We start from the raw sequence: 10,468 nt of genomic DNA, 5'->3' as shown, positions 1-10,468 counted from the left end.
GCCGTTCAGGAAATCGAGTCCCTGCGCTTCGACATAGGCTTTGACGATGCCCAGCTTGTTGTCGCCGAAATCCGAGTTTGGCGCGTAGGCGTTGACCCAGATGGTGGCCAGGTAGTTCACGCCGCCGGACTTGGCAACAGACTTGGTGTAGCCGAATTCCGTGTAGGCGTCGCACTCATTGCCCAGACGATATTTCATGGTGTTGCCGCCGAGGCCGAAGCAGCCCTGCGAACCGCCGTCGCCCGAGGTATTGCTGCCGGCGCCAGCGCGCAGGTAGCCGTGGAAGCCTTCGGAGTCGGATGGGTACATGGGGTCGGCCATGGCGGAAGCGCTGGCGATGGCCAGGAGCAGGGCAGGTAAAGTTTTCAATGCAGTGCGATTCATGCGGTCTCCAGAAGAATGTTGGTGGTAGCGGTGACGCCCCGGAAGGTGGTCGCCGCACACGGTCTAATGCCGAAAACCAAGTCTAGCAGCGCTTTTTTAACCACCCTGATACAAAACGTGCAAGTACTGATACTTTCTTTCAGAGTGTTGTTTTTGCCACATATCGATACTCTTGCGCATGGCAGGCTTGCAAAGGAGTATCGAATTGCGGTTTTGGAGTATCAGAAAGTATCAAAGTCCGGTGCTACATTGTGGTCGTGGTGCTAAGTACCTGAGCATTGCCAACGACAAAAAACACTGGAGACACACAATGAAACGTTCCGCCATTGCCGCGCTGTGCGCCGGCGCTTTCTGCTTCGCTTCGTCCGCTTTTGCCGCCACCGACCTGGTCATCGCGACCGTCAACAACGGCCACATGATCGAAATGCAAAAGCTCAGCAAGTTCTTCGAGCAAGCCAATCCCGACATCAAGCTCAAATGGGTGACCCTGGAAGAGGGCGTCTTGCGTCAGCGCATGACCACCGATATCGCCACCAAGGGCGGCCAGTTCGACGTGATGACCATCGGCCTGTATGAAACACCCATCTGGGGCAAGAAAAACTGGCTGATCCCCATCAAGCCGGACGCCAAATACGATATCGACGACTTGCTGCCGGCCATCCGCGAAGGCTTGTCCGGCGACGGCAAGCTGTACGCGTCGCCGTTCTACGGTGAAAGCTCGATGATCATGTACCGCAGCGACCTCGTCAAAAAAGCGGGCGTGACGATCGAGGACCGCCCGTCCTGGAACCAGTTGCGCGACGTGGCGGCCAAGCTGCACGATCCGGCCAACGGCGTGTACGGCATCTGCCTGCGCGGTAAGCCGGGCTGGGGCGACAACATGGCCTTGATCACCACCATGGCCAATTCCTACGGCGGCCAGCTGTTCGACATGAAATGGAAGCCGCAATTTACCAGCAAGCCGTGGAAGGACGCCGTCAACATGTACGTCGACCTGATGAAGAAATACGGCCCGCCGGGCGCGGCCGCCAACAGCTTCAATGAAAACCTGGCCCTGTTTAACCAGGGCAAGTGCGGCATCTGGATCGACGCGACGATTGCCGCCTCCTTCATCACGGACCCCAAGCAAAGCAAGGTGGCCGACAAGGTGGCGTTCGCCCAGTCGCCCGTCGGCGTGACGGAGCGGGGCGCCAACTGGCTGTGGATCTGGTCGCTGGCGATTCCAGCCAGCTCCAAGCACCCGAACGAAGCGCAACGCTTCATCAACTGGGCCACATCGCCCGACTATGTAAAACTGGTGGCCAAGGAAACGAGCTGGGCCAACGTGCCGACAGGCACGCGCAAGTCGACGTATGCGAGCCCCGAGTTCCAGAAAGTGGCGAAATTTGCCGCCGCCGAAGGCAAGGCCCTGGCCACCACGCGCGCCGTGCAAAGCACCTTGCCGCCATCGCCGTACGTGGGAGTGCAATTCGCATCGATTCCCGAATTCCAGGTAATCGGCGTGGCAGCGGGCCAGCAGATGGCGGCAGCATTGCTGGGCAAGGTGACGGTGGACCAGGCGCTGGAGTTGTCGCAGCAGACGGCGGAAAGAGAAATGCGCAAGGGCGGCTACTACAAATAACGCAGCGTCCTTATCGAGTAGTTTGCTTACCCCAACGGCGTAAAGCAGGGGTCAGACCCGCCGGGTCTGACCCCAGATTTCACCTTGCCTCAAGAGAATCCTATGAAACGCATTATCCCCCGGACTTTGCTGACGCCGGCCGTGGTCGCCGTCTCCGTCATTTCCGTGATCCCGCTGCTGATCACCCTGTATTACGCGTTCGTGCGCTATTCCATGCTCGATCCGAGCGGCCATCCTTTCCATGGCCTGGCCAATTTTCACTTTTTCTTTACCGATGCTTCGTTCCTGCCGGCCTTGCAGAACACGTTTACCCTGCTGTTTTCCGTGATGCTGGTCACGGTGGTGCTGGGCACGGCGCTGGGGCTGCTGATCAATGAGGCCTTCCCGGGGCGCGCCGTCGTGCGCGTGCTGTTGATTTCGCCTTTCCTCATCATGCCGGCCGTGAATGCCCTGATGTGGAAGAACATGCTGCTCAATCCGATCTACGGCCTGTTCGCGCAAATCAGTCTGTTCCTTGGCGCCACGCCCGTCGACTGGCTGTCGGCGCATCCCCTGTTTTCCATCATCATGATGGTTTCGTGGCAATGGCTGCCGTTTGCCTGCCTGATCTTCATGACGGCCCTGCAATCGATGGACCGCGAGCAGCTGGAAGCGGCGCGTATGGATGGCGCCACCTATCTGCAGCAGCTGCGCTACCTCTACATTCCCCACCTGGGCCGCGCCGTCTCGGTGGTGCTGATGATCGAGATGATCTTTTTGCTGTCGATCTTTGCGGAAATTTTTACCACCACGGGCGGCGGTCCCGGCTTCGACACGACCACCATCACCTTCATGATCTATCAGCAGGCACTGCTGTCGTATGACGTGGGAGCGGCCTCGGCCGGCGCCCTGTTCGCCGTGCTCATCGCCAACATCGCCGCCTTCTTCCTGATGCGCGTCATCGGCAAGAACCTGTCGAAATAAGGAGACCTTGATGCATAGCAAACTCAATTTGTATAGCCGCACGGCCGCCGCCTGGCTGTTCGCGCTGCTGCTGTTCTTTCCCATCTTCTGGCTGGGCCTGATGGCTTTCAAGACGGAAGGGCAGGCCATTTCCACGCCGCCGCTGCTGTTTTTCACGCCGACCCTGGACAGCTTCCGCGAAGTGCTGGCGCGCGACAACTACTTCGGCTACGCGTGGAACTCGCTGTTTACCAGCGTACTCTCGACGGCCATCGGCCTGTTGATCGCCATCCCGGCCGCCTATTCGATGGCTTTCTTTCCCACGGGCGGCACCATCGGCTTGCTGAAATTCATGCTCAGCTCGCGCTACATGCCCGGCGTGGGCGCCCTGATGCCGATCTATATCTGCTACCAGTACTTCGGCCTGCTCGACACGCGCATCGGCCTGACCATCATGTTCATGCTGATGAATTTGCCCATCATGATCTGGCTGCTGTACACGAGCATGAAGGAGCTGCCGCGTGAAATCCTCGAAGCGTCGCGCATGGATGGCGCCACCGTGTGGGATGAGTTCCGCCACGTCGTGCTGCCTTTGTCCGTGGGCGGCATCGCGTCCACGGCGCTGGTCTGCATGGTGTGGTCGTGGAATGAATCGTTCTGGTCGCTGAACCTGGGCGCGTCCAACGCGGGCACCCTGGCCTGGCTCATCGCCTCGTATTCCAGCCCGGAAGGCTTGTTCTGGGCGAAATTGTCGGCCGCTTCCCTGATGGCGATTGCGCCCATCATGGCGCTGGGCTGGTTCTGCCAGAAGCAACTCGTGCAAGGCATGACTTTCGGCGCAGTCAAATAAACTACAGAATAGAGACACACATCATGGCTTACCTTCAACTGAGCAATATCGAAAAATTCTTTGGCGAGCACCGCGCCATCAAGGGCATCGACCTGGAGATCAAACAGGGCGAGTTCGTCGTCTTCGTCGGGCCGTCTGGCTGCGGCAAGTCCACCCTGCTGCGCCTGATCGCGGGCCTGGAGCCGACCGACGGCGGCAAGCTGTCGCTCGACGGGCGCGACATCACGGCCTTGCCATCGTCGAAGCGCGACCTGGCCATGGTCTTTCAATCGTATGCGCTGTATCCGCACATGACGGTGTTCCAGAACATGTCGTTCGCGCTGAAACTGGCTGGCGTCGATCCCGCCATCATCCGCGAGAAAGTCGACAAGGCGGCCGCCATCCTCGACCTGGGGAAATACCTGGAGCGTACGCCGAAGGAGCTGTCGGGCGGCCAGCGTCAACGTGTGGCCATCGGGCGCGCCATCGTGCGCGACCCGAAAGTGTTCCTGTTCGATGAACCGCTGTCGAATCTCGATGCGGCCTTGCGCGTGCAGACACGCATCGAGATCGCCAAGCTGCACCGCGAACTGGGCGCCACCACCATCTATGTCACGCATGACCAGGTCGAAGCGATGACCCTGGCCGACAGGGTGGTGGTGCTGCGCGACGGGCAGATCGAGCAGCATGGCTCGCCATTGGAACTGTATGACCGTCCCGCCAACCGCTTTGTCGCGCAATTCATCGGCACACCCAGCATGAACGTGGTGCCGGCCGATGCGGCGCCGCAGCTGCTGGCGCAGGCGGGCGGCGCGGCGCAGGCGGATGGCTTTGTCGGTATCCGCCCGGAACACGTGCACTTGGGCGCGGCGCAGCCGGGCAGCGTGCCCGTCACCGTCGACCTGGTGGAGTCCTTGGGCGTGGAAACCCTGACCTATGTGCGCTTGCCGAACAATGTGCAGGTGGTGTCGCGCGGCGCCGAGCGCAGCAGCCTGCAGCCGGGCCAGCAGACGCATTTGACGTTCGAGCCGGGCTTCGTCCATTATTTTGACCGCGCCGGCAAGACCTATGCCGCCGCCAAGGGAGTTTGAAATGAGCGCCATTGAACTGAAACAGGCGAACCTGGCCAAGCTGCCGGCCACCGTTACCGTGCCCGCGTACGTGCGCGAGACGCTCGTGCCCAGCATCGTGCACATCGGCGTGGGCGGTTTTTTCCGCGCCCACCAGGCCGTCTACCTCGATGATTTGCTGGCCTTGCCCGGCAACGTGGAATGGGGATACTGTGGCGTGGGCTTGCTGGCGCATGACGCGGCCATGCGCGACGCCATGCAGTCGCAGGATGGCTTGTACACGGTGGTCGAGCGCAGCGCGGCGGGCGACTCCGCCCGCATCATCGGCTGCATCGGCGACTACCTGTATGCGCTCGACGACCCGCAAGCCGTGCTGGAAAAACTGGCCGACCCCGGCACGCGCATCGTCGCGCTGACCATCACCGAGGGCGGCTATTACGTGAACCAGGGCACGGGCGAATTCGATGCGGCTCACCCCGACATCGTGCATGAACTGGCGCATCCGGAATCGCCGCGCTGTTCGTTCGGCTACCTGGCCGCCGCGCTGGCCTTGCGCCACCAACGTGGCCTGGCGCCGTTTACCATCATGTCCTGCGATAACCTGCAAAACAATGGCGACGTCACGCGCAAGATGCTGCTGGCCTTTGTCGCCCTGCGCGATCTCGAGCTGGCGCGCTGGCTGGCCACCGATGGCAGCTTCCCCAACAGCATGGTCGACCGCATTACGCCAGCCACCACGGATGAACACCGGGCGCTCGTGCGCGACAGCTTCGGCATCGTCGATGCTTGGCCCGTCGTGTGCGAGCCGTTCCGCCAGTGGGTCATCGAAGATGAATTCCCGCAGGGTCGGCCGGCCTGGGAAAAGGTGGGCGCGCAGATGACGCACGACGTGCTGCCGTATGAAAAGATGAAGCTGCGCCTCTTGAATGCCAGCCACCAGGCCCTGTGCTACATCGGCATGCAGCTCGGTTACACGTTTGCGCACGAAGCGATGGGCGATCCTGGCATCCGCGCACTGGTGCGGCGCATGATGGATGACGAGGTCACCCCGCTGCTGGACGAAGTGGAAGGCGTCGACCTGGCCAGTTATAAAGATACCCTGATCGAGCGCTTCTCGAATCCGGCCGTGCGTGACCAGTTGGCGCGCATCGGCACGGAGGGCTCGGCGCGCATCCCGAAATTCGTGCTGCCGTCCGTGCGCGAAGCGCTGGCGCAGGGCGGCGCCATCAAGCTGCTGGCCTTTACCGTGGCCTGCTGGTTCCGCTACCTGGAGGGCCATGACGAGCAGGGGCGCGAGATGCCCCTGAACGACCCGTATGCGGCGCGCCTGCGCGCGCTGGCGCTGCAGGGCGGGGCGGACGCTACGGCGCTGCTGTCCCTGCGGGAGCTGTTCGGCGACTTGAGCGACACGCCAGCGTTCACGCAAGCGGTGGAGCAAGCACTGGCCAGCCTGTACGGGCTGGGCGCGCGCGGAGCGCTGGAACAGATCGTGACCTGACGGGGAGGGCGCGCCATGCCACGCAAAGCCGATGCCTCACTGCCGCAGATGGAGCTGGAACAGCAGCGCGACGCCACGCCCGGCTTCGAGCCAAAAGGCAGTTTCGGCTTCATCCGCTACCTCGAGCACGGCTTTCCGAATGCGCTGGTGCGCTGGCATTATCACGACGAGTACGAGCTGCACCTGATCGTCGAGAGCAGCGGCAAGGTCTTCGTCGGCGACTATATCGGCCAGTTCACGCCCGGCCACCTGGTGCTGACGGGGCCGCGCGTGCCGCACAACTGGGTCTCGCTCGACACGCCGCCCGAAGGCGTGGCCCTGCGCGACATGGTGGTCCAGTTTTCGCATGCGCCGCTGGCGTCGATGGCCGCCGCCATTCCCGAATTGAAGGATGTTTTTCCGTTGCTGCAGCGCGCCCTGCACGGCGTGGAATTCTTTGGCGTCAGCGAACAGTCGTTGCGGCGCTTCCGGCGCATCCGCGACAGCAGCGGCCTGCCGCGCTTCATCGAATTTCTGACCCTGCTGGGCGAGCTGGCGCAGACCAGCGACTACCAGCTGCTGTCGACGGTGCCGATGCAGTCAAGCGACGACGACGTGGCGCTGGCGCGCATCAGTTCCGCCATCAACTACATCGTGCACAATTACAGCAGTCAGTTCTCGCTGAAGCAGCTGGCCGAGCAGGTGGACATGCCCGAGCGGACGTTTTCGCGCTTCTTTCGCAGCGCCACGGGCAACAGCTTCACGGACTTCGTCAACCGCCTGCGCATCAACAAGGCGTGCCAGCTGCTGATGGAGACGGAGCGCTACGTCAGTAACATCTGCTACGAGGCGGGATTCAATAACGTGGCCAATTTCAACCGGCGCTTCCTCGAATTGAAGGGCATGACGCCTAAGGAATTTCGCCAGCAGGCGCTGGGCCGCTTTGGCGAGTGACGCTTTTTGAGGTACATTGGATGGCACAGGCGGGGACAGCCTGGGAGAGACAAGCATGGAATACCGATGGCAGAAGGACAGCGAGCGCAAGGCGCCCGAACTGGAACGCGAAAGCTACGACGGCATCATCAATTACCTGGAACATGGCTATCCCAGCTCGCGCGTACGCTGGCACTGCCATGAAGAGTATGAGCTGCACCTGATCGTCGCCACCAGCGGACGCTTGTTCGTGGGCGACTATATCGGCGAATTCTCACCGGGCCACCTGGTGCTGACGGGGCCGCGATTGCCGCATAACTGGATATCCAACGTGATGCCGGAAGGCGGCGTGGCCCTGCGCGACATGATCGTGCAATTCGCCCACGCACCGCTGGCGGGCGCCGCGCGCGTGATTCCCGAATTGCGCGAGCTGCTGCCGCTGCTCGAGCGCTCCAGCTATGGCGTGGAGTTTTTCGACATGGGTCACGAGGCCGAGCAGCATCTGGCGCGCATCCGCGCCACGCACGGCGCCGAGCGCTTCGCCGAATTCGTGCAATTAATGAGCAAGCTGGCGCGCACGGCCAATTACCGCTTGCTGTCGAGCGCCTCCCTGCGCTCGTATGACGATGACGCCACCCTGGCCAAGGTCAATGCCGTCCTCAATTACATCACGGACAATTACCGCGAGCCGATTTCGGCGGAAATGCTGGCCGAGCAGGTGGGCATGTCGCTGAGTAAATTCTCGCGCTTCTTCCGCAAGGCGACGGGCAACAGCTTCACGGATTTCATGAACCGCCTGCGCATCAACAAGGCTTGCCAGCTGCTGATGGATACGGATCAATATGTATCCAACGTCTGCTACGACGTGGGTTTCCAGAACGTGGCCAACTTCAACCGCCGCTTCCTGCAGGTGAAGGGCGTCACGCCGAAGGAATTCCGGCGCCAGGCCGATGGACGCTTTGGCGGCATCGGCGGGCCTGTTGCGGATACGCCACCGCCGTAACGGCTGTCATGGGCTTGTCACTTTGAACAGTTATCCTCCACGGCTTCAACCCCACCCTAGCCGAGGAATGCATGAAGACTGCCGTAACGTCCACCCCGAAACTGACCCTGCTGGCCATCGCCGCCGGCCTGGCCCTGGCCGCCTGTGGCGGCAGCGACAGCCACAATGAGCCGGCCAAGCCCGTGGCGCAGACGGGCGTGTTCCTCGACGGCGCGGTGGAAGGCCTCGATTACGTGGCTGGCAGCGCGGCCAAGGCCAGCACCAATGCCAAGGGCGAATTCATTTGCAACCCGGGCGATACGGTCGCCTTCAGCGTGGGCGGCCTGGCCCTGGGCTCGGCGCCATGCAGCGCCGTCGTCACGCCGCTGGCACTGGCCGCCAGCACCAACGTGGCGGACGACAAGGTCGTCAACCGCCTGCTGGCGCTGCAATTGCTGGACGAGGACAGCGATCCGTCGAACGGCATCAAATTGACGGCGGAAGTGAAGGCCGCGCTGGCCGGCAAGACCTTGGACTTTGCCGCCGTCCCGGCCGTCTTCAACGCGGCCCTGTCCGCGCATTTGACTGCCGTGGGCGCGAAGTTCGCCGGCCGCACGGTCGATGCGGAACGCCGCGCCCTCGTGCGCGAGCATTTCGAAGACACGCTGGCCTCGAAAGCGGGCGCGCCCGTCAACGAGGCGCTGACGCAAGCCAATCCCGTCGGCGAAGTAAAAGTGACGGTGACGCGCTACCAGATCCAGGCGGACAGCAAGTTCTACGTGCCGTACGAAGGCGCCAACGCCAAGATCAAAGGCGAATTCCCGAACGGCTTTTTGCCATCGTACGGTTCGGGCCTGGCCTACAAGGGCAAGAATGCCAACGGCGACCTGGAATTCTATGGCTTGACGGACCGCGGCCCGAACGGCGACGGCCCGCTCGTGCCCGATCCATCGGGCAAGGGCACCATCGGCAGCAAGATATTCCCGTCGCCGAGCTTCACGCCTTCGTTCGGTGTGCTCACGGTGGGCAAGAACGGCGCCGTCCTGAGTTCGTCGACGCCGATCAAGGTATCGGCCACCGTCAACAGTTCGGGCTTGCCCGTGCCAGTGGGCGCCGTCGGCAATTCGGCCGAGATTCCCGTCATGGATGCGATGAAGTTCGACGCGGCAGGCAAGGCTGTCTTCAATGCGGGCGGCCTCGATTCGGAAGCCATCGTCGTCGATACCAAGCGCAACGCGCTGTGGGTGTCCGACGAATACGGTCCGTTCATCGTCAAGATCGACGCGGCCACGGGCATCATCCAGGCCAAGTACGAGCCGGGCAAGGGCTTGCCGGCGCTGTTCGCCAAGCGCCGCGCGAACCGCGGCATGGAAGGCATGACGCTCGATACGAGCAGCGACAAGCTGTATGCGTTCCTGCAAAGCCCCCTGTCCGACGGCAGCGCACCATATTCGGTGACGAAGAAGAATGAACAGGTCGAGCGCTTCGCCCGCTTCACGCGTTGGATCGAATTCGACCCGACGACGGGCACCAGCGGCAAGATGTATGCGTATCCCCTGAATGCGGCCGACTACCAGGATGGCCGCACGGGCAACGCCAAGCTGGGCGACATGGTGGCGCTGGGCGGCGGCAAATTCCTCGTCATCGAGCAGGGCGCCGCGCCGTCGGGCAAGGTGTTCAATAAACTGATGCTGGTTGAACTGAAGGGCGCCACCGATATTGCGGCCGCCGCCTTCAACGCGACGACGTCGGACCTGGAAAAAAGCAGCATGGGCGGCGTGGCCGTCAATGGCGCCGACTGGGCCACCGTCACGCCGCTGAAGAAAACCCTGCTGCTGGACTTGAACGCCATCGGCTGGGCGGCGGAAAAGGCCGAGGGCCTGACCCTGATCGACGACTCCACCATCGCGCTGGCCAACGACAATGACTTCGGCCTGAAAACCAAGGTCTTTGACGCGAACGGCGTGGAAGTCGATGGCGCCGACGTGACCAAGTGCACGGTCGATGCGAACGGCACCATCGTTACCAGCAGCACCGCCGGTTGCAACGCCGCCAACACCATCCGCGTGGCGCGCGGCGACGACCGCGAGCGTCCAAGCCGCTTGTGGATCGTGAAGTTTGCCAAGGCGCTTAATACGTATTGATGTAGTTTGACGGACGTAAAAAAGCCGCAGGCGTGAGCTGTGCGGCTAGCGTAGAGCTGGGGTCAGACCCGCCGGGTCTGACCCCT

9 protein-coding genes are annotated in these 10,468 nt (G+C 62.2%); 8 read left to right on the top strand and 1 reads right to left on the bottom strand.

The window, feature by feature from the left end; translation table 11 throughout:
- Window positions 1-384, bottom strand: a 384-nt coding sequence (locus VM94_RS18650) for a carbohydrate porin (protein WP_046684818.1), incomplete at its 3' end; no start/stop codon positions are given.
- A 310-nt stretch (window positions 385-694) separates the two neighbouring features.
- Here VM94_RS18650 and VM94_RS18645 point away from each other — a divergent pair.
- From VM94_RS18645 to VM94_RS18610, 8 genes are all read left to right on the top strand, one after another.
- Entirely contained in the window at window positions 695-2,005 is a 1,311-nt protein-coding gene (locus VM94_RS18645) for an ABC transporter substrate-binding protein (RefSeq protein WP_046684817.1), read from the top strand.
- Between the two features lie 102 nt (window positions 2,006-2,107).
- Entirely contained in the window at window positions 2,108-2,968 is an 861-nt protein-coding gene (locus VM94_RS18640) for a carbohydrate ABC transporter permease (protein WP_046684816.1), read from the top strand.
- Window positions 2,969-2,978: 10 nt separating this feature from the next.
- Window positions 2,979-3,797 (top strand): carbohydrate ABC transporter permease, encoded by an 819-nt coding sequence (locus VM94_RS18635; protein ID WP_046684815.1) that lies wholly within the window; start codon window positions 2,979-2,981, stop codon window positions 3,795-3,797.
- Between the two features lie 23 nt (window positions 3,798-3,820).
- Window positions 3,821-4,867: an ABC transporter ATP-binding protein gene (locus VM94_RS18630; protein ID WP_046684814.1), complete on the top strand. Its 1,047-nt coding sequence runs from the start codon at window positions 3,821-3,823 to the stop codon at window positions 4,865-4,867.
- Window position 4,868: 1 nt separating this feature from the next.
- A complete protein-coding gene (locus VM94_RS18625; protein ID WP_046684813.1) occupies window positions 4,869-6,344 on the top strand; it encodes a mannitol dehydrogenase family protein in 1,476 nt (491 codons plus the stop codon).
- A 15-nt stretch (window positions 6,345-6,359) separates the two neighbouring features.
- A complete protein-coding gene (locus VM94_RS18620) occupies window positions 6,360-7,277 on the top strand; it encodes a helix-turn-helix domain-containing protein (RefSeq protein ID WP_046684812.1) in 918 nt (305 codons plus the stop codon).
- 55 nt (window positions 7,278-7,332) lie between these two features.
- A complete protein-coding gene (locus tag VM94_RS18615; RefSeq protein WP_046684811.1) occupies window positions 7,333-8,259 on the top strand; it encodes a helix-turn-helix domain-containing protein in 927 nt (308 codons plus the stop codon).
- Window positions 8,260-8,330: 71 nt separating this feature from the next.
- Complete coding sequence (locus tag VM94_RS18610) at window positions 8,331-10,382, top strand: esterase-like activity of phytase family protein (protein WP_052755827.1); 2,052 nt, start codon at window positions 8,331-8,333, stop codon at window positions 10,380-10,382.
- Window positions 10,383-10,468: the final 86 nt, after the last annotated feature.

This window comes from Janthinobacterium sp. KBS0711 (assembly GCF_000988085.1).
Taxonomy (GTDB): Bacteria; Pseudomonadota; Gammaproteobacteria; order Burkholderiales; family Burkholderiaceae_D; genus Janthinobacterium; species Janthinobacterium lividum_E.
This window is presented reverse-complemented; position numbering and strand designations above follow the sequence as displayed.